The organism is Priestia sp. 179-F W1.4 NHS (assembly GCF_045369295.1).
In the GTDB taxonomy this organism is placed as follows: domain Bacteria; phylum Bacillota; class Bacilli; order Bacillales; family Bacillaceae_H; genus Priestia; species Priestia zanthoxyli.
The window spans coordinates 597,004-616,436 of sequence record NZ_JBIQFF010000002.1 but is presented as its reverse complement, the minus strand read 5'-3'; the positions used below and the strand labels follow the sequence as shown (position 1 = coordinate 616,436).

At 40.4% G+C, this 19,433-nt stretch carries 18 protein-coding genes and 1 riboswitch; of the genes, 14 read left to right on the top strand and 4 right to left on the bottom strand.

Going from position 1 to position 19,433, the window contains the following annotated elements:
- Nucleotides 1-304: 304 nt before the first annotated feature.
- The 4 genes from ACH0CI_RS13630 to ACH0CI_RS13615 all read left to right on the top strand — a co-directional run bounded on the left by ACH0CI_RS13630 (nucleotide 305) and on the right by ACH0CI_RS13615 (nucleotide 5,737).
- Entirely contained in the window at nucleotides 305-1,057 is a 753-nt protein-coding gene (locus tag ACH0CI_RS13630) for a CpsB/CapC family capsule biosynthesis tyrosine phosphatase (protein WP_406901620.1), read from the top strand.
- Nucleotides 1,058-1,523: 466 nt separating this feature from the next.
- Nucleotides 1,524-2,291, top strand: a complete 768-nt coding sequence (locus tag ACH0CI_RS13625; RefSeq protein ID WP_406901619.1) for a tyrosine-protein phosphatase — start codon at nucleotides 1,524-1,526, stop codon at nucleotides 2,289-2,291.
- Between the two features lie 100 nt (nucleotides 2,292-2,391).
- Nucleotides 2,392-4,113, top strand: coding sequence for a pyruvate oxidase (locus tag ACH0CI_RS13620; RefSeq protein ID WP_406901618.1), 1,722 nt, complete (start codon nucleotides 2,392-2,394; stop codon nucleotides 4,111-4,113).
- A 43-nt stretch (nucleotides 4,114-4,156) separates the two neighbouring features.
- Nucleotides 4,157-5,737 (top strand): FMN-binding glutamate synthase family protein, encoded by a 1,581-nt coding sequence (locus ACH0CI_RS13615; RefSeq protein WP_406901617.1) that lies wholly within the window; start codon nucleotides 4,157-4,159, stop codon nucleotides 5,735-5,737.
- A gap of 24 nt (nucleotides 5,738-5,761) precedes the next feature.
- Here ACH0CI_RS13615 and ACH0CI_RS13610 read toward each other — a convergent pair whose 3' ends face one another.
- Nucleotides 5,762-6,388, bottom strand: a complete 627-nt coding sequence (locus tag ACH0CI_RS13610) for a GntR family transcriptional regulator (RefSeq protein WP_028407811.1) — start codon at nucleotides 6,386-6,388, stop codon at nucleotides 5,762-5,764.
- A 293-nt stretch (nucleotides 6,389-6,681) separates the two neighbouring features.
- On the opposite strand from ACH0CI_RS13610, the gene garR reads away from it, so the two are divergent.
- The 4 genes from garR to ACH0CI_RS13590 all read left to right on the top strand — a co-directional run bounded on the left by garR (nucleotide 6,682) and on the right by ACH0CI_RS13590 (nucleotide 11,213).
- Nucleotides 6,682-7,584: a 2-hydroxy-3-oxopropionate reductase gene (gene garR, locus ACH0CI_RS13605; RefSeq protein ID WP_406901616.1), complete on the top strand. Its 903-nt coding sequence runs from the start codon at nucleotides 6,682-6,684 to the stop codon at nucleotides 7,582-7,584.
- The gene (locus ACH0CI_RS13600; RefSeq protein WP_406901615.1) at nucleotides 7,581-9,020 is read left to right on the top strand and encodes a four-carbon acid sugar kinase family protein; all 1,440 of its coding nucleotides are present in this window, start codon (nucleotides 7,581-7,583) and stop codon (nucleotides 9,018-9,020) included. Before garR ends, ACH0CI_RS13600 begins: the two co-directional genes overlap by 4 nt.
- A 106-nt stretch (nucleotides 9,021-9,126) precedes the next feature.
- Nucleotides 9,127-10,485, top strand: coding sequence for a GntT/GntP/DsdX family permease (locus ACH0CI_RS13595; protein ID WP_013055857.1), 1,359 nt, complete (start codon nucleotides 9,127-9,129; stop codon nucleotides 10,483-10,485).
- A 140-nt stretch (nucleotides 10,486-10,625) separates the two neighbouring features.
- Nucleotides 10,626-11,213: a competence protein ComK gene (locus ACH0CI_RS13590; RefSeq protein ID WP_406901614.1), complete on the top strand. Its 588-nt coding sequence runs from the start codon at nucleotides 10,626-10,628 to the stop codon at nucleotides 11,211-11,213.
- Here the strand turns inward: ACH0CI_RS13590 and ACH0CI_RS13585 are convergent.
- Nucleotides 11,204-11,695, bottom strand: a complete 492-nt coding sequence (locus tag ACH0CI_RS13585) for a sigma-70 family RNA polymerase sigma factor (protein WP_098966404.1) — start codon at nucleotides 11,693-11,695, stop codon at nucleotides 11,204-11,206. The two genes, ACH0CI_RS13590 and ACH0CI_RS13585, sit on opposite strands and share 10 nt — an antisense overlap.
- A 443-nt stretch (nucleotides 11,696-12,138) precedes the next feature.
- On the opposite strand from ACH0CI_RS13585, the gene ACH0CI_RS13580 reads away from it, so the two are divergent.
- Together ACH0CI_RS13580 and ACH0CI_RS13575 are read left to right on the top strand one after the other, a co-directional pair.
- The gene (locus tag ACH0CI_RS13580) at nucleotides 12,139-12,900 is read left to right on the top strand and encodes an SGNH/GDSL hydrolase family protein (protein ID WP_406901613.1); all 762 of its coding nucleotides are present in this window, start codon (nucleotides 12,139-12,141) and stop codon (nucleotides 12,898-12,900) included.
- Nucleotides 12,901-13,408: 508 nt separating this feature from the next.
- Nucleotides 13,409-13,576: an anti-repressor SinI family protein gene (locus ACH0CI_RS13575; RefSeq protein ID WP_406901611.1), complete on the top strand. Its 168-nt coding sequence runs from the start codon at nucleotides 13,409-13,411 to the stop codon at nucleotides 13,574-13,576.
- Between the two features lie 17 nt (nucleotides 13,577-13,593).
- Here the strand turns inward: ACH0CI_RS13575 and ACH0CI_RS13570 are convergent, their stop codons facing one another.
- A complete protein-coding gene (locus tag ACH0CI_RS13570) occupies nucleotides 13,594-13,725 on the bottom strand; it encodes an anti-repressor SinI family protein (RefSeq protein ID WP_154989363.1) in 132 nt (43 codons plus the stop codon).
- A gap of 18 nt (nucleotides 13,726-13,743) precedes the next feature.
- Nucleotides 13,744-13,828: riboswitch (cyclic di-GMP riboswitch) on the bottom strand.
- A 312-nt stretch (nucleotides 13,829-14,140) separates the two neighbouring features.
- On the opposite strand from ACH0CI_RS13570, the gene nirB reads away from it, so the two are divergent.
- The 4 genes from nirB to ACH0CI_RS13550 all read left to right on the top strand — a co-directional run bounded on the left by nirB (nucleotide 14,141) and on the right by ACH0CI_RS13550 (nucleotide 18,603).
- The gene (gene nirB, locus ACH0CI_RS13565; RefSeq protein WP_406901610.1) at nucleotides 14,141-16,555 is read left to right on the top strand and encodes a nitrite reductase large subunit NirB; all 2,415 of its coding nucleotides are present in this window, start codon (nucleotides 14,141-14,143) and stop codon (nucleotides 16,553-16,555) included.
- Nucleotides 16,556-16,573: 18 nt separating this feature from the next.
- Nucleotides 16,574-16,900 carry a nitrite reductase small subunit NirD gene (gene nirD / locus ACH0CI_RS13560; RefSeq protein WP_406901608.1) on the top strand — a complete coding sequence of 109 codons (327 nt, stop codon included), beginning with the start codon at nucleotides 16,574-16,576 and terminating at the stop codon, nucleotides 16,898-16,900.
- 71 nt (nucleotides 16,901-16,971) lie between these two features.
- Nucleotides 16,972-17,742 carry a uroporphyrinogen-III C-methyltransferase gene (cobA, locus tag ACH0CI_RS13555; protein WP_406901607.1) on the top strand — a complete coding sequence of 257 codons (771 nt, stop codon included), beginning with the start codon at nucleotides 16,972-16,974 and terminating at the stop codon, nucleotides 17,740-17,742.
- Between the two features lie 24 nt (nucleotides 17,743-17,766).
- A complete protein-coding gene (locus ACH0CI_RS13550) occupies nucleotides 17,767-18,603 on the top strand; it encodes a formate/nitrite transporter family protein (RefSeq protein ID WP_406901605.1) in 837 nt (278 codons plus the stop codon).
- 216 nt (nucleotides 18,604-18,819) lie between these two features.
- Here the strand turns inward: ACH0CI_RS13550 and ACH0CI_RS13545 are convergent, their stop codons facing one another.
- Nucleotides 18,820-19,146, bottom strand: coding sequence for a cyclic-phosphate processing receiver domain-containing protein (locus ACH0CI_RS13545; protein WP_406901603.1), 327 nt, complete (start codon nucleotides 19,144-19,146; stop codon nucleotides 18,820-18,822).
- Nucleotides 19,147-19,433 lie beyond the last annotated feature (287 nt).

The window sequence follows — 19,433 nt, the reverse complement described above, 5'->3', positions numbered from 1 at the left end:
CTACAATATTTTCTCATTTTTAGACACATATAGAAAAACTATAAACGAAGAAGAAGAGAAAAGTCAATCAGTGTTTGGGTATATTTACTCATTTTCTATCTCGTTAATTTTCCATTATTTATTTTTAACATTTTCTTCAAGAAAAGAATGCTACATTTCAATACAAAAGGAACGTCTATCAATCCCAAAAGAGAGCATGAGCAAAAATAGATACTTATGCTAGAAGATAGAAAAAAAGCCCTGTGATATAATATAATTCATGGAATACTATCCATGATCTGAGGCATAGAAAGAGGAGAAAAAAATGATAGATATATATACCAATATCTTGCCAAATGTGAACAGTGGTCCCAAAAGTGTAGAAGAGTTTTTAGAAATGGCAAATGTATTAGTGAAACAAGGAGTAACAGAAGCCGTAGCAGCACCTCTTTATGACGGAAAAGATTCCAGCTATAAAGAAGGCGTGGATCTTGCGAATGAATGGTTAAGAAAATCTTCTATTTCGTTAAGCGTTTTACCAGGTCAAAAAGTAATTGCCTCTACCAACATGATTGTATCAAATGAAGAGTATTACACGATGACAATAAATGAAAATGAAAAATATATGTTTTTACACATTCCACAAGACGTGGAAATTGAAGTGTTAGAAAATATTGCTTACGAGCTTCAGCTAAAAGGTATTGTACCGGTTTTAAATGAGCCTGAGTGCCATTCATTATTTGTGGAGAACCCTCCGCACTTGTACAAGCTCGTAAAAAATGGAGCAGTCGTTCAGCTGTCTGCACAAAGTGTGCTGGGCAGCAACGGCAGTAAAGCTAAAAAAGCAGCTTATCAGTTCATTGATCACGGATTAGCACACGTTATTGCATCAGGTGTAAATCGTGAAAATTACCAGCAGTACGGCCTGCAAAAAGCCTACTCAGCCGTTTCTAAAAAATACGGAAACAGCAAGCTTTATCATTTCATGGAAAATGCTGAAGCCATTGCGAGTGGGAAGGCTGTTTATAAACAAGAGCCTGAACGCATCAAAAAAACAAAATTTCTAGGAATCTTTTAAATTTTCCCTTTGTACCCTGATTAACTTCTGTTTAATCAGGGTATTTGCATACAAAGACCTATTTCAATCCCTTCTTTTATCATCATTATTTGGAGTTATTTTACAAGTTATGTTTGCGTTTTCACATAGAGTGATAGTAAAATATTGTTAGTTAAGTAGATGACAGGAAAGTACGCGGTTTTCCGGGGTTCGTGGTGGTAAATGTCGAGAAGAATACATAGTTTCACACTAGAAATCGTCGTAGAATATATTTATATTGATGTAGAAGATTTGCCAGGACTAAAGAACGTAGTCCTGGCAAATCTTCTAGACCTAAGCGTGTGTCGCTCCCCTTGCGGGGTTAGCGCCATCCGCATAGGTGAATCTTTTAGTGAGTATTCAGTGAAGAGAAAATCACGTTCTCTGATGAAAGGTGAGTGTGATTGGACGAAATAAGATGCAGATAGAATGCAGGGAGGGAAATAAAGTGATTGATATTCATACGTACATATTGCCTAATATCGATAGCGGACCTGAGGAAGTAGACGGCTTTTTGAAGATGGCGCGCTCCTTAGCGGAGCAAGGAGTTCAGTCCGTCGTGGCGACGCCGCTTTATGATAGCGATCAAGAGTTTATGAAACACCATTTATTTCTCTATGTAAATGCAGCTAATGAATGGCTCACAAATTCATGTATTCCTCTTCAAGTATTACCAGGTCAGCTTGTCCCTTTATCGCCTCAACTTCTGCGAAACTATGAGCGAAATCAGCTTCTTACGCTTAATCACACCGATAAATATTTGTTTCTTTCACTGCCTGACTATGATGTCTCACCTTATTTTGAAAAGATACTGTCTGATCTTCTAACAAAAGGCATTGTGCCTATTCTTCGTTCACCAGAATGTCACCCGATTTTCCGAGATCACCCTGAGCGTTTGTATGAGCTTGTTAAAAAAGGCGTACTCGTTCAGCTAAGCGCCGCTAGTATTCTTGGTTTAAATGGAAAAAAAGAAAGAAAAGCGGCGTGTACGTTTATTAAATACCGCTTAGCCCACGTGATTGCCTCTGGCGTTCATGCTCGCAATTACCACGACTATTCACTTTCAAAAGCGTATGATTACATTTCCGATATGTACGGTGCGTCAGAACTTTATTTTTTTATTGAAAATGCAGAAGCGATTATCGACGGTCGTCCGGTCCATCAACTAGATCCTGAGCCAATGAAAAAATTTAGTTTATTTAAATTATTTAGCTGAAAACAAGGGACTTTTCCATAAAAACGGGAAAGTCCCTTGTTTTGTCTTTCTTTCATTGTGGTATGGAATAGAAACAAAGTAAAAGAAAGGAAGGCTGAATATGATAAAAACTACAGCTGGAAAAGCAGCTATGTCGGTATTAAAAGAATGGAATATCGATCACATTTTCGGTATGCCAGGAGATTCAATCAATCATTTTATGGACAATCTGCGCAGTGAAAAAGATGAAATTGAGTTTATTCAAGTCCGTCACGAGGAAGTAGGTGCACTTGCGGCATCTTCTTACGCTAAGATCACGGGTAAAATCGGCGTGTGTCTGTCAATTGGAGGGCCGGGTGCGATTCATCTGTTAAACGGTTTGTATGATGCTAAAGCAGACGGTGCACCGGTGCTGGTGCTAGCGGGACAGGTGCCACGTGTGAAGCTTGGCAATGAATCGTTTCAAGAAGTGAACTTAGAACGTGTTTTTGACGATGTGTCGGTGTTTAATCACCGAGTAGATTCGCCTGAATCATTTCCGCATCTGCTGCAGCAAGCCATTCGAACGGCTTACGCGAAAAAAGGCGTCGCGGTATTAGTCATTCCAGATGATATTCCGTCTTCAACGATTAAAATTGATGAAAAAACGCCAGTTGCGAATGTATCAAAATCCATTTCTCACAGTGACCCGGAAGATGTGGCTAAAGCGCTTCTAGCGATTAAATATGCAAAAAAACCGGTTATTTTAGCAGGAACGGGTGCCAAGCACGCCAAGCTTGAGTTAGCGCAGTTTGCAGAAAAAATTGCGGCACCGATTATCTTTACGCTTCCGGGTAAAGGAATACTGCCAGATCATCATCCTTACAATTTAGGTCAGCTCGGGCAGATTGGTACAAAGCCGGCGTATGAAGCGATGGAAGAAACCGATCTGCTGATCATGATTGGAACTTCGTTTCCATACCGTGAGTTTTTACCGGACGGCGTTGAAGCAATACAGCTGGATTCTGACGCCACACAAATCGGCAGACGCTATCCTGTATCTATCGGATTAGTCGGAGACTCTAAAACGACGCTGTCGCAGCTTGCGCATAATTTAGATTACCAAGAAAACCGCCGTTTCTTAGAAGAGTGTCAAGTTAATATGGAAAACTGGTGGAAGCACGTAGAAAAAGAAGAAAACGAAGTGAGTACGCCAATCAAGCCGCAGCAAGTTATTCCTAAGCTGCAAAAAATCGTCGATGATGATGCGATTGTATCGGTTGATGTTGGGAACGTGACGGTATGGATGGCGAGACATTTCCGCATGACGAATCAAAAATTTGTGATTTCAAGCTGGCTGGCAACAATGGGCTGCGGACTTCCGGCTGCGATTGCAGGAAAGCTTGCTCATCCTGAAAAACAATCGGTAGCCGTATGCGGTGACGGAGGCTTTACGATGGTCATGCAAGACTTTGTGACGGCTGTGAAGTACAAGCTGCCAATCGTTGTAGTCGTCCTTAATAACAGTGAAATCGGGATGATTAAATATGAACAAGCCATTCAAGGTCACTTGGATTACCAAACGCAGCTTGGTGAAATGAACTTTGCGAAGTTCGCTGAATCGTGCGGAGGAATTGGCTACCGCGTTGAAAAACACAAGGAGCTCGAAACAGCGTTTGAAAAAGCAGCGCTTGCGAATGTTCCTGTTGTGATTGATGTTGTTATTGCGGATGAGCCGCCGCTTCCAGGCAAAATTTCATTCGGACAAGCAGCCAATTATTCGAAGCACATCATGAAAAAATTCTTTAAAGAACATGAGCTCGAAATGCCGCCGCTTCGTAAAGGACTAAGCAGAATGCTTTAATCAGTGACTCTCCGTATAGGAGAGTCTTTTTAGGAGGGATATCATGGGAGTATTTGAAATCATTTTACTTATTTTTGGCGCAGTCATGATGCTTGTCATTGTAGTGCCGGTTATTATGGCTATTATTCTTTGGATGAAAGATGAAAAACAAGAAGAGCATTCGGTTTTGAGAAACTATCCGCTGCTTGGGAAAATGCGCTATATTTTTGAGAAAATGGGGCCTGAACTGCGTCAGTATTTATTTTTAAATAATAACGAAGGCAAGCCGTTTTCTAGAAATCAATATGAACAAACCGTTAAGTCGGGTAAATACCTCAACCGAATGATGGGATTTGGCTCAGAACGTGATTTTAGCGAACCGGGATACTATATTCGTAATGCGGTATTTCCAAAGCAACGTGACGAAATGAAAGCGGATAATACGCAAAAAATTAAAACGAAAGTATATAAAATGGACGCCGATAACTTATTCAGCCGAAGAGAGCACCGAGAAGAAAAAGAAGCGGATCCGTTTTATTTGCGGGATGAAGAGGCGGTCGTTATAGGTCCTTCATGCAAAAATCCGTTTGTTGTAAAAGGATTAATCGGTCAATCCGGCATGAGCTTTGGAGCGCTTGGCGACCACGCGATTACGGCTTTATCACTAGGATTAGGACGAGCAGGCGGCACGTGGATGAACACGGGAGAAGGCGGACTGTCACCGTATCATTTAAAAGGAAACGTCGATATCATTTTTCAAATTGGTCCAGGGCTTTTTGGCGTTCGGACAAAAGAAGGCGAATTTTCATGGGAAGAATTTAAAAAGAAAAGTGACATGGAGCAAATCAAAGCGTTTGAAATTAAGCTCGCTCAAGGAGCTAAAACGCGAGGGGGTCACGTAGACGGTTCAAAAGTAACGGAAGAAATCGCAAAAATCCGCAACTTAAAGCCAGGAGAATCGGTAGACAGCCCAAACCGTTTTAAAGAGTTCGCGTCGTATCCTGAAATGTTTCAGTTTATTGAAAAACTTCGAGATATAGGCGGCAAGCCAGTAGGCATTAAAATGGTTGTCGGAAACACAAATGATCTTGAAGAAATGGCAGCGTATATGAAAGAGACAGGAAGCGGTCCTGATTTTATTACGATCGACGGAGCAGAAGGAGGAACAGGCGCATCGTTTCAAGAATTAGCGGACGGAGCGGGCGTACCGCTATTTTCAGGACTTCCTTTTGTGGATGAACTGCTTAAAAAGTATGGCGTTCGTGATGAAGTAAAGCTTTTTGCATCGGGCAAGCTGTTAACGGCTGATAAAATTGCGACGGCTTTATCACTGGGTGCTGACTGCGTTAATATTGCCAGAGGCTTTATGTTTTCTGTTGGCTGTATTCAAGCGCAGGTTTGTCACAATAACAGGTGTCCCGTGGGCATAGCGACAACAGATCCGAAGCTGCAAAAAGCGCTTATTATTGAAGAAAAATCATACCGCGTGTGCAACTACGTGCTGTCATTACGTGAAGGATTGTTTAATTTAGCCGCAGCAGCCGGTATTGATTCGCCAACGAAGTTTTCAAATAAACACGTGGTGTTCAAAAACAGCAGCGGACAGTTAGCTGATATTTCTATAAAAGAAAAGATGTACGTATAAAAAAGCTGCCGATTGGCAGCTTTTTTATTGTCTTCTTTGAAGTAAATGCAGGCAAAACTCTAAGTCTTTTTGAAGGTGCTCTTGCATTAACGCTTCCGCTTTTTCAGCATTGCGTTCTTTAATAGCTTTATAAATTTCTTCATGTTCGTCAATTAAAAACGGGCGGTTGTAAAATACGACCGTATGACGGAATAAGTAAATGATCGACTGCATGCGGTCGATGATATTAATCATGACGTCATTGTTGCTTGCGTTCACAATAATGGCGTGAAAACGTTCATTTGCGCTCATGATTTCTTCAAACGAGCCGTTTCTTCCTGTGTCTACGCATTCCTTTAATTCTTCTAATTCGTTATCAGATAAAAAAGTTGCGGCAGCTTTAGAAGCTGAGCCTTCTAGCAGCATTCGCACTTCAAACAAGTTGCGTAGATCTTTTTCTGTCGGCGACACCACTTTTTTTCGAACAATCAGTCCTTCATATTCTAAGCGTCTAATGGAATCACGAATCGGCGTTCGGCTGAATCCAAGCTCGCTCGCTAATTTTTCTTCGACGATTTTTGTACCGCCTTCAAGCTCACCGTTTAAAATTTTATCTCGAATCATCTCATAAGAAGGGTGATGAGACGAACGAGAACCTTGATTTCTTAACATACTCTACTTCACCTCTAGCATTCGACACGAGGAAATCTCGTCTCTTTCTCTCTTTATTTTTTATCATTTTGTACGCGTATACCCAAATCATACTATAACTTGTGAAAAGGTGGGACGGAAAGTTTCGGTTTTGGAAATAAATTTCATTAAAAAAAAGGCTAGACAAATAAATAAAATGCGAATATGATGAGTGTATACAAAATTATCAGAAATGTATACAAAAAATATTTTAACGTATACATTCTTTTTTAAAACGTATTTGAAAACGTATACAACAAGGGGAGGAAACGAAAATGACAAAACGCGTTGGATTTATTGGACTTGGAATTATGGGAAAACCGATGACACTCAATTTATTAAAAGCAGGCTTTGAGGTAATGGTTTACGATATTAATAAAGCAGCAGTAGAAGAAGTGAAAGCAGTAGGAGGATTTGGAGCAGAAAGTCTTGCTGAAGTTGCAGTGAACAGCGACGTGATGATCACGATGCTTCCGGCTTCACATCATGTAAAAAGCGTAGTGCTTGGAGAAGAAGGGTTAATTCATAGCGCCAAAGAAGGAAGCGTTATCATCGATATGAGTTCCATTTCGCCGGTAGCATCAAAAGAAATTGCGGCTGAGCTTGCACAAAAAGGAATTCACATGCTAGACGCTCCTGTTAGCGGCGGAGAGCCAAAAGCAATTGACGGCACGCTTGCCATTATGGTCGGAGGAAATGAACACATCTTTGAAAGCGTTTCATCTATTCTTCATGCGATGGGAGCAGAAATAACGCTTGTTGGAGACAACGGAAGCGGCGTAACGGCTAAGCTTGCAAACCAAGTGATTGTAAACTTAAACATTGCAGCGATGTCTGAAGCACTTGTACTAGCAGCCAAAGCAGGCATTGACGTTGAAAAAATGTATCAAGCGATTCGTGGCGGATTAGCAGGAAGCGCTGTATTAGATGCAAAGGTACCGCTTATTTTAGACCGCAACTTTGTAGCAGGCGGACGCATTGATATTAACTTAAAAGATATGACAAACGTGATGGAAACGGCTCATGACATTGGCGTACCGCTTCCGCTTTCAAGTCAGCTTGTGGAAATTTTCCATGCGTTAAAAGTAGACGGAAAAGCAAGCGATGATCACGGCGGAATTGTACAGTACTATGAAAAGTTAGCAAATGTTGAAGTGAAAAAGAAGGTGGAAGCATGATTAAACAGCAGGAAAAACGTCTTGTAAGCGATGTGTTTAAAAACATTCCAGCAGTTGATGAAGCACTTGTCCAAAAAATGCTCGACGAAGAGCTGCTGACGTTTAATCAAAAAATCATTGTACTGGATGATGATCCAACTGGTGTTCAAACGGTTAACGGTATTTCTGTTTATACAGACTGGAGCAAAGACAGCATCAAGCAAGGGTTTTTAGAAGAAAACTCCATGTTTTTTATTCTAACGAATTCACGCGGATTTACGGCTTCTGAAACGGAAAAAGCCCACGCGGACATTGCGGCTGTTATTACAGAAGTAGCGGCTGAAGTAGATAAAGAGTTTTTAATTATTAGCAGAGGTGATTCAACTCTTCGCGGTCACTATCCGTTAGAAACAGAAGTGTTAAAGAAAACGGTTGAACAGCACTCAAACCAAGTGCTTGACGGCGAAGTGATTTTTCCTTTCTTTAAAGAAGGCGGACGATTCACAGTTGATAACATTCACTACGTGCAAGATGAAGACTACTTAGTGCCGGCAGGAGAAACAGAATTTGCAAAAGACCGTACGTTTGGCTACAGCAAGTCTCATTTAGGCGAGTGGGTAGAAGAAAAGTCAGAAGGAAAATTCAAAGCAAGTCATACGACATATATTTCGCTCGGGAGCATTCGTGCACTTGATTTAGTGACGATTACAAATCAGTTAATGGAAGTGAAAGACTTTAACAAAGTAGTTGTGAACGCAGTGGATTATGTAGACGTAAAAGTTGTAACGATTGCGCTTCTTCGCGCGATGAAGCTTGGAAAGCACTTTATGTATCGAAGCGCTGCGGCTCTAACAAAAGTGATGGGCGGCGTGAGCGACAAAGACCTTTTAACAAAAGAAGAGCTCATTAAAGAAAAGTCGTCAAACGGCGGATTAATTATGGTTGGCTCGCACGTTAAAAAAACAACAGAGCAGCTGGAAGAATTAAAGAAATGCAGCTTCATTGAATTTATTGAATTTGATTGTCATCTTGTCTTAGAACCTGAAAAGTTTGAAGAAGAAGTGAACCGTATTATCAATGAAGCAGAGAAGCTTGTTTCCAAAGGTCAAACGGTAGCTGTGTATACAAGACGCGAGCGCTTAGATCTTGGTGAAGGAAAAAAAGAAGAAGAGCTTAAATTATCGGTAAAAATTTCAGATGCGGTTACAAGCATTGTTCGCCGCTTGAACGTTCGTCCAAACTTTATCGTCGCAAAAGGCGGCATTACGTCAAGCGATATCGGCGTAAACGGGTTGTCTGTAAAGCGTGCGACGGTTGCTGGACAAATCAAACCCGGCATTCCGGTATGGGTAACGGGAGAGGAAAGCAAGTTTCCAGGCATTGCGTACATCATTTTCCCTGGAAACGTCGGAGCCAAAACAACGCTTCGTGAAACAGTTGAATTACTAAGTAAATAGAAAGAAGTGAACGTACGAGGTGCGTTCACTTTAGAAAATATTTGAAAGCGTATACATTATTTGGATGTACGTACATGAAAAATGGTCACACTAAGGGGATGAACATATGAATTCAGTATTCGGATTAAGTCATGAAGCAAGTCTTTTGCTGTATGCGATTGTATCGATTGTCGGACTGATCTTTTTAATTGCTAAGTTTAAAACAAATCCGTTCGTAGCACTGATTGTTGCGGCTTTGTTTATGGGCCTTATTTCAGGAATGAAGCTGCCTGATATCGTAACGGCTTTCCAAGAAGGCGTAGCGAGCGTCTTAGGGTTTATCGCGATTGTTCTTGGTCTTGGAACGATGTTAGGTAAAATGATGGCAGAGTCAGGCGGAGCCGAGCGTATTGCCCGCACGTTAATTAAAGTATTCGGTGAAAAGAACGTACACTGGGCAATGATGGTTGTAGCCGTTATTTGTGGTATTCCAGTCTTTTTCCAAGTTGGTGTTGTATTATTAATTCCACTTGTGTTTGTAATTGCCAAGCATACGGGTACGTCACTTATTAAAATTGGTTTATCATTAATTGCCGGTTTAGCCGTTGTTCACAGTTTAGTACCTCCGCATCCGGCAGCGATGCTAGCGGTGGATATCTTCAAAGCAGATTTAGGTAAAACGATTTTGTATTCATTAGTTGTGGCATTCCCAGCTGCAGCAGTGGCAGGTCCTATTTACGGATCGTTCATTTCACGCCGTGTTCACGTAGAGCCAACGGGTGAAATTATGGAGCAGTTCACAGAGTCAAAGCATAAAGATCTTCCTGGTTTCGGCATTACGTTATTCACGATTTTACTTCCAGTACTATTAATGCTTTTAGCAACAATCACTGGGTTTGTTTATCCAGAAACAAGTACGATTCGCTATGTAACAAACTTTATCGGAAGCCCAATCGTAGCGCTGTTAATTTCGCTAGTGTTTGCTTTTTATTCGTTCGGCTTTGCAAGAGGATACAACAAAGACGATTTATTAAAATTCACAAACGAATGTCTTGGACCCGTTGCTTCGATCATTTTAATCATCGGTGCAGGCGGCGGTTTTAATAAAATTTTAACAGCAAGCGGTGTAGGTGACGCGATTGCAGGATTTGCTCAAGATGCACATCTTTCTCCTATCGTGTTAGCATTTGTGATTGCCGGGTTAATTCGTGCAGCAGTTGGTTCAGCAACAGTAGCCATGACCACAGCAGCAGGTATTGTCGCACCAATTGCAGCAACCATGCCAAACGTAAGCCCAGAGCTGCTAGTACTGGCAACAGGCGCAGGCTCTGTAATGCTATCGCACGTAAATGATTCTGGCTTCTGGTTAATCAAAGAATTCTTCAATATGTCAGTGGCTCAAACGTTAAAAACGTGGACAGTGATGGAAACGATTCTATCATTTGCGGCGTTTGCAATGGTTCTTATTTTAGACATTTTTATTTAAAAGAAAAGCGCTGTCTCCAGCGCTTTTTTTACTTGTTAATATGAAAATATAAAAAATTTCAAATAATGAGAAAAAAATACTAGATTTTCCTTATTTCGATAGTATAGAATAGTGATAAAGTATCAAAAGGGGGTAGATGTATGACAAGTAATGAAAATTATCGAATTAGTTTGACGACAAAAGCATTAATTCCAGTGAATGATCCTATTTACCGAACGAAGGTGCTAGATGAAGCAGGAGAATACATGCTAAGCAAGACGTGTAGACAACTATTAGAAGAAGCATGTATTCGAGAATTAAGTACGTTCAACGGTTCCATCGCTGCTGTTCGAAAAATGTTTCCGTACAAACAGCTTACACCTCTTGTTATTAGTCGTTCACAAGCTATCATTGCGTTTCCGACATCTTCACCCAACGACTATAGCTGCGCCTGGATTTTTTCCTCTCATGTTCATACTTCACATACGCTTGCTTCAGTTAGTTCAAATTCTACGGTGATTTACTTCAAAGACGACACGTTCATTACTGTCAAACTTTCCTATTACAGTTTAGAAAAAAAGCTAGCGAGAGCAGCCGTTATTCGAAACTATTGCTTAGAAAGTGAGCTTTTTTTTCTTAATCTGTTCGTTTTATCAAACGCACTTGTTTACATACGGTCAATATTTTGGTCCCGGTGTGTTGAGAGGAAGCTTAAACAAGCTTCCTCTATCTTATTCTTTTATTCTTGAAGAAGCAGGACCTTTAGTTTTTTACGGGCTGTCTTTCCCCAGTTCTTAACGGCTCCTGTTGATACGTGATATTTGTATGCAATTTCTTTATAAGAATATCCTTCAAGCAAGTATTCTATTACATAGATTTTTTCTCTAGGGGTGAGATGTTCAATATATTGGTTAATTGTATCAGCTTCTAATGGAACAATAGGAGCAGGGTCTTCATTTAATGCAAGTAAATCATATTCAGCAGGAGTTTCTCGTTCTTCACGCAATGCATTTCCTTTTAAATAAGAAAGTATAGTTCCACGCACGGTTGTGTAAGCATAAGCGGAAAAAGAGCCCTTGCTTTCATCAAATTTTTGGTGTGCTCTCCATAAACCAATTAAAGCAACCTGATAATATTCATCAAAGTCTTTGTAAATGTGAAATCTCTTAATCATTGACACAATTAATGGATGGAAAGATGAAGCGACTTGATCAAACGAGCTTTTTTGCATATAGCATTCCTTTTTCAAAAACGCGTTTTTGCTGTATTCCGCCGGTATCTCTACTGTACAAGGGGAAGATCATATGTGCGAATGAACGTACATTATGTTTTCTTTTTAAGAAACGTGACGTAATTTCCCCGGAAACTTCACGTTTCGCTAGGAAATATGCGAAGTATACGTGTATTTGTAGAGATTTTACGTACGAAAGGTCCCCCATTCCAATTTCTACTAATCTATACTATTTATATATCGATGTAGCAACTCTACCATCACGGAAGAGCGGTGATGGTAGAGTTGCTAGACCTATCCGGATGAGTCCCTCCCTTGCGGGCTGGCCTCATCCAGATAGGTGGACCTTTGAGGGTATATTCGCAGGAGCTAATAATTTTGAGGTCTTCTTTATGAAAGCAAGTTGCTGAGATTGTAAGAAGAACTTATAAAGGGGAGATTGAATGAAGGCGATGGTTGGGGTAAATGTGGCGGCGGCTGTTCTGTGCGGGACGGTGATGTATGCGGGGACGCAGCACTGGAAGGAGCAAACGGAAGCGCAGGCAAGTGAAGTAAAAACTGCTGTTGTACATAAAGAAAAACAGTTTTCTGATGTATCTGCTTATACAAAAAATCTTCCAGACTTTATCACAAAGCAAATCCAGTCATCTATCGCAAATAAAAAGCCTCTGACTCTTGTGCTTGCCACATCCGCGAAGGAAGCAGGCTGGCCGCAACAGTTAAAAAAAGAGCTAGCAGCTACATATGGAAGTGATGTGTTTACGGTTAAAACACTTTCATACGGCAACCAAACAACTGGTGAGCTTTTATCCTCACATATTGCAGATCAAATTAATCAACTTCAGCCAAATATTATTTTATTTGAAGCACCTCTTAAAAATGATTATCAGAAGCTGACGTTAGACGATACACTTAAAAATACAGACGAGCTGATTTATCAGCTTAAAGACTTGAAAAAAACCCTGGTCCTTCAGCCGTCTCAGCCGTATATTTCTCAGACGGAATCCTATGAAGAAGGGGTAGAAGCTATTCGGGGAGTGGCAGAAAAAAATTGGGTGCATTATCTAAATCATTCGCTCATTTGGCCGTTTCATTTAGGAGAGTATATTAATAAAAACGACGGAAGGTTAACAAATAAAGGAGGTGAAGTGTGGGGAGACTATTTAGTGAATTGGTTCACCGATACTAAAAAAGAGATTAAATAATAGATTTTCTGATGTTATACTAAGCAGCTACTAGGTAAAAATAGCTGAACGAAGCTTTCTATGATAAAGCTAGAAAACTTCATTCACGTTATTGTGTTATTTTACTTTTTTTAAGTGCCTGTTTGCTCTGCTTTTATAATAATAAGAGCCGGTGCTTGGGCATTTGTAAAGCGTAATACCAAAAAACTGCAAAGGTGTTTTAATTCGTTTTAAAGAATAAGATAAGGGCATTATGGTCCTCCTAAATAAAATGGGTTAATATTACAAAATTTGAGTTAATTATACAAAAAAATCCTCGGTTGGTAAACCTTAATAACGAACAAAATAAAAAAATGTTCTTTATCAGAAACAAAAATGCGTTTTTTCTCTAGAATAATGCCTGTTTTACTGACATAATAGTTTAGGGAGTTTAGTATAGTTTTATTAAATTAACGTAAAAAAATAGGTATGAGGGTTATATTGCAACAGAATTTGATTTATAATTAGAAAGGTTGAAAGAAGGGATAAAATGGATATTAATGAAAAAAATGATATGTTGCTTCCTCCAGAATGGATGGCCCTTGTTAAGGAAGCAATGGATTCAAATATAACGAAGAATCAGTTTGAAGAGTTTCTTAAACAAAAATCTCTAGAAAACAAAGGTATACGTAGCAGCGAAAAAACCATTAGAACTTAAGTTCTAATGGTTTTTTACTATTGTGCTTTATTTTGTTGTAAAAAATCCTTAATTTCTTTGCTAGATAAGCCCAGCTGTTTTGCTTCGTAAATAAGCTGTAGCCATTCTTTATCTAGTTCGTTATCAAATACTTTGTTCAGCTTTTCCATCAAGTCTGCTCCTTTAGTAAAGGAAACTCAGCCATCATAGTGTAAAAACCGTAGATCTGTAGTTTTGCGTCCTAACTTTTCAATTAGTTTGCCTTTTTCTGTAGTAATATAATTTAAGTTATATTCTACTATATTTAGTCTGTAAAAACATGTAAAAAACAAGTTTTTGAGACTGAATTTCCGTTATTTTAAGCGTCTTCAGAAACATTCCGTTCCTTATGTGAGACTTTTCGTATAAATATTTTCACTTTATATCCCAATGTTGTAAACGTATACAATGAATTCATATGTTAGATAACCTAACACATAAGTTGAACGATTCAGAAAATTCATATATCTTAAATATATCTTTAAAGATGCATAGAAAATATATCTTTGAAACAAGCAGGTATAGACGCCAGGGGAGGAATGGAAGATGCAAAAAAAGAAACTCGTATTGATTGGAAATGGAATGGCTGGAGTTCGAGCGATTGAAGAAGTATTGAAGGTTTCAAGCGAAGCTTTTGAAATTACGATTTTCGGAAGCGAGCCGCATCCGAACTATAATCGTATTTTACTATCAAAAGTGCTGCAAGGAGATACGAATGTTGAAGACATTACGTTAAACGATTGGAACTGGTATCAAGAAAACAATATTACATTGTATACGGGCGAAACGGTTACTAGTATCGATTCAGTAAAAAAAGAAGTAGCGACAAACAGCGGCAGAGTAGAATCATATGATGAATTAATTTTAGCAACGGGCTCTCTTCCTTTTATTCTTCCGATTCCAGGGTCTGATAAAAAAGGAGTTACGGCTTTTCGAGATATAAAAGACACGGATGAAATGCTGCAGGCTTCTCAGCAGTATAAAAAAGCAGCGGTTATTGGAGGCGGACTGCTTGGATTAGAAGCGGCGCGCGGACTGTTAAATCTAGGGATGGACGTATCTGTGATTCATTTAGCTCCGTATTTAATGGAACGCCAGCTCGATCCAACAGCCGGCAAATTGCTTCAAAACGAATTAGAAAAACAAGGCATGAAGTTTTTGCTTGAAAAACAAACGGCGGAAATCGTCGGCGATGAGCGAGTTGAAGGATTATCTTTTAAAGACGGGACGTTTTTAGAAGCTGATTTAGTCGTGATGGCCGTTGGAATTAAGCCAAATGTTCAGCTTGCAAAAGAAGCGGGACTTAATGTAAACCGAGGAATTGTTGTGAATGACTATATGCAAACGGATATTCCAAACATCTACGCGGTTGGAGAATGTGCAGAGCATAGAGGAATGGTATACGGATTAGTGGCACCTTTGTATGAACAAGGAAAAGCATTAGCAAAAGCAATTTGCGGGGCAGAAAAAGTGCCTTATGAAGGATCGGTTTTATCAACGCAGCTAAAAGTATCAGGTGTTGAAGTGTTCTCGGCAGGAGACTTCACGGAAGATGAAGAGAAAAAAGCAATCAAAGTGTTCGATGAACAAGACGGCATTTATAAAAAGCTTGTTTTGCGAGGCAATCAAATCGTAGGAGCCGTTCTTTTTGGAGACAGCAGCGACGGAAATCGACTGTTTTCAATGATTCAAAAGCAAGAAGATGTATCCGATGTCGCAAAAGTGTCGATTTTACAGCCATCTGGCGGTAACGCGGGTGAAAGCTTAGTAGCAAGCATGAGCGCGGATGATATTATTTGCGGCTGTAACGGCGTAACAAAAGGTACGATTGTGGAAGCTATCCAAAAACAAGGATGCTCATCGGTTGATGAAATCAAAGCTTGTACAAGTGCCTCTCGCTCCTGCGGAGGATGTAAACCGCTTGTAGCGGAAGTGCTTCAGCATACGCTTGGCGCTGACTTTGACGCTACGGCTCAAAAAGAAGCGATTTGCGGCTGTACGACTCTGTCACGAGATGAAGTTGTGGAAGAAATCAAAGCAAAAGGCCTTTCGCATACGCGTGAAGTTATGAATGTACTTGAATGGAACAATGAAGAAGGCTGTTCAAAATGCCGTCCGGCGCTGAACTATTATTTAGGTATGGTGAATCCAACCGGATACGTTGATGAACGCGAATCACGATTTGTGAATGAACGCATGCACGCAAATATTCAAAAAGACGGCACGTATTCTGTTGTTCCTCGCATGTACGGAGGCGTCACAAACGCAGAAGATTTACGAAAAATTGCAGATGTTGTTGATAAATATGAAATTCCGCTCGTAAAAGTGACGGGTGGTCAGCGTCTTGATTTGTTTGGTGTTAAAAAAGAAGATTTGCCTAGCGTATGGGAAGAGTTAGATATGCCTTCTGGATACGCGTACGGTAAGTCGCTGCGAACGGTGAAAACATGCGTCGGCGAACAGTTTTGCCGCTTTGGAACGCAGGATTCAATGGGCGTTGGAATTGCGCTTGAGAAAAAATTTGAAGGACTATGGACGCCTCATAAAGTGAAAATGGCTGTATCTGCTTGTCCGAGAAGCTGCGCTGAGTCAGGCATTAAAGATATTGGCTTTATTGGAATTGACGGCGGCTGGGAAATTTACGTGGGCGGAAATGGAGGTACGCATCTTCGCGGCGGAGATTTGTTGTATAAAGTAAAAACAGACGAAGAATTGATGGACATTACAGGAGCTTATTTGCAGTATTATCGAGAAACGGCTAATTACTTAGAGCGTACGTCTGCATGGATTGAGCGCATGGGACTTTCGCACATTCAGTCAGTGCTTGATGACGCTGAGACGAGAAGAGAGCTGAATATGCGTATGGACGAAGCGTTATCTACGTACCTTGATCCTTGGAAAGAAATCGTCGAAAGCAAAAAGACGAAAAAAGAGCTGTTCGAAACAGTTGTTACATCATAATGCTGGGGGGAAATAAAGATGGTGAATAAAAACATTACAAAAGTATGCGTAGGGTCAATTCATGATTTTCCAGTAAGCCTTGGTAAAACAGTGAAAGTAAACGGAAAAGAAATTGCGGTGTTTAAGCTATCAAGCGGAAAAATACGGGCAATTGAAAATCGTTGTCCGCATAAAGGCGGGGTGTTAAGTGAAGGGATCGTGAGCGGCGACTCGGTGTTTTGTCCGATGCACGACTGGAAAATTTGCTTGCATGACGGTAACGTGCAAGAGCCTGACAGTGGCTGTGTAGACACGTACGAATCGTCTGTTGAAGGAGATTTGCTGTATCTTTTAATTGAAGAATAAGTAACGTGGCGCGTTGATTTTCAACGCGCCACAAAAATTCAAGGGGACACACTAAAAGGAGCGAAGCAAAAATGAGAACAGGAAAAGTGTACATTGTAGGAGCCGGACCAGGAGATCCAGATTTACTAACGATAAAAGCAGCCAAATGTTTAGAAAAAGCAGATGTTATTTTATATGACCGCTTAGTGAACCCTGTTCTTCTTCAGTATGCAAAAGAAGGAGCCGAACTCGTCTACTGCGGGAAAAAGCCTGGTGATCACTGCGTTTCTCAAGATGATATTCATGATTTGCTTGTATTCTACGCAAGAAAAGGAAACACCGTCGTCCGGTTAAAAGGCGGAGATCCGTTTATTTTCGGAAGAGGCGGTGAAGAAGCAGAAGTGCTTGCTCAGCATAGAATTCCATTTGAAATCGTTCCGGGTATTACAGCAGGCATAGCGGCACCGGCCTATGCTGGAATTCCTGTGACGCATCGTGAGCTCAGTCGTTCGTTTGCCGTTGTGACGGGACACTGTTTGAGCGGCAAGCCGGAAAGTATTCGCTGGGAGCATTTAGCAAAAGGAGTTGATACGCTTGCGATTTATATGGGCGTTAAAAACTTGCCTTATATTTGCCGTCAGCTTTTAGACGCGGGAAAAAGCGCGGATACGCCGGTCGCTCTTATTGAACAAGGCACGTCGCTTTATCAGCGCACGGTTACAGGCACGCTTGGCACAATCGTAGATACGGCTGCAGAGCAGAAAGTCAGCAATCCCGCGATGATTGTGATTGGTGAAGTGGTGAAGCAAGCTTCTGTTCTTTCGTGGTTTTTGGAAAAAACAGAAGACAAAGTATGCGTCTAGTATGAATAAAAGGAGGGAACGCTTTTGCTTAAGAATTCACTGCAGTCAATGAATGAGTTAGCCCGTGAAAAAACGAAGCTTGTGAATGATCATTTACCGAGTTATTTGCTGTTAGCTATGCTTGCGGGTGCTTACGTGGGGCTTGGCGTTATATTAGCTCTATCGGTAGGAGCGCCTTTAGCTTCTGCTTCTTTAGCGGTCGTTTCTCTTGTGATGGGGTTATCTTTTGCTGTTGCTCTCCTGCTTGTCGTATTTGCAGGAGCTGAATTGTTTACGGGGAATCATATGGTTTATACAGTCAGTACGCTATCAGGAGTCACGACATGGAAAGATACGTTTAAAAACTGGACGTGGTGTTTTATCGGAAATGCGATAGGTGCGTTTGGACTTTGTTTGTTAATTACCGGAACCGGTTTGTTTAAAGGAATTGAACCGAATCATTTACTTATGGCGCTGGCAGCTAAAAAAATGAATTTGCCGGTCAGTGAATTGTTTTTTCGCGGCATCCTTTGCAACTGGCTTGTTTGTCTGGCGATTTGGACCGCTTCGCGCACTAAAAGCGATGCAGCAAAGATCATGCTTATTTTTTGGATGCTGTTTGCATTTGTTGCTTCAGGATACGAGCACAGCGTGGCAAATATGACGTTTCTTGGCCTAGCTTTACTGCTTCCACACCCCGATACGATTTCGGCTGCTGGACTACTGCATAATTTAATTCCTGTTACGCTCGGAAACATCGTAGGGGGAGGACTGTTTGTAGGAAGCGTTTACTGGTTTGTGAACGCTAGGCAGCTAAAAGAAGCTAAAAAGCAGCCGGCTTCTCTCTCAGCTGACTTGGATTCTGCTAAACTGTCTAAATAGCAAAAAACCGCCCTTTGTACCATATAGTCTGCTTTTAAAGCTAACATAACGGTATTTTAGAGCGGTTTTCTTCTATATAATATAAACTGCTTAAAGCGTATTCACATCTATACGTATCGAACAAGCAGTATTGTTCTTCATTTTATAGAAACAGGAAGTCTGTGAGAATTGAATCCGAACAGATTCTGTTGAAATGAATGTGTGAGGGTGCAGATATCATCGAAGAGGCAGAGGGCATCTTAGAATTTTAATGTTGTTTGGCATTTTATGCTCTTTTTGAGCATCTTTAAAGCAGTTGTACATTGCTTTGCTGCCTAAGTGATTAGCGGAGTGAATCGTAATTCGATCGGCATATAAATGGTGTTTTACCATAAAATGCACGAGCATTAATCCATTCCGTGTCTTGCTGAGTAAATCGTGATCGATTGACAAATGTTCAACATCGAATGCTCTTAGCAGGTCAATACATTCGTCAATCGTTTCGGCTAAAACATGACCGTCAGGGCACTTGCGATAGTCGTCTAGAAAAACATTGATTTTCATGACTGATTCTCCCTTCCTTGCCTTGTATTTAGTGTAACATACATAATGTCATATACCTACCTAAGTCTATTCGACACGTTTTAAGCTATTCCTTCTTAAATAGGGGTAAAAACACGAATTTTTATCATTATTTGCATATTCACGGCGAATAAACAGGAAATAAGGAAAGAGATGTCGAACGAAAAGTAAATAAATAAACAGTTTAAACTGGAAATTAACTTTTTTTATTTTGTGATCTTTGTTTAACAAGGCCTTTTAAATCCCAGATTTAACAAGGGATGGAAAAG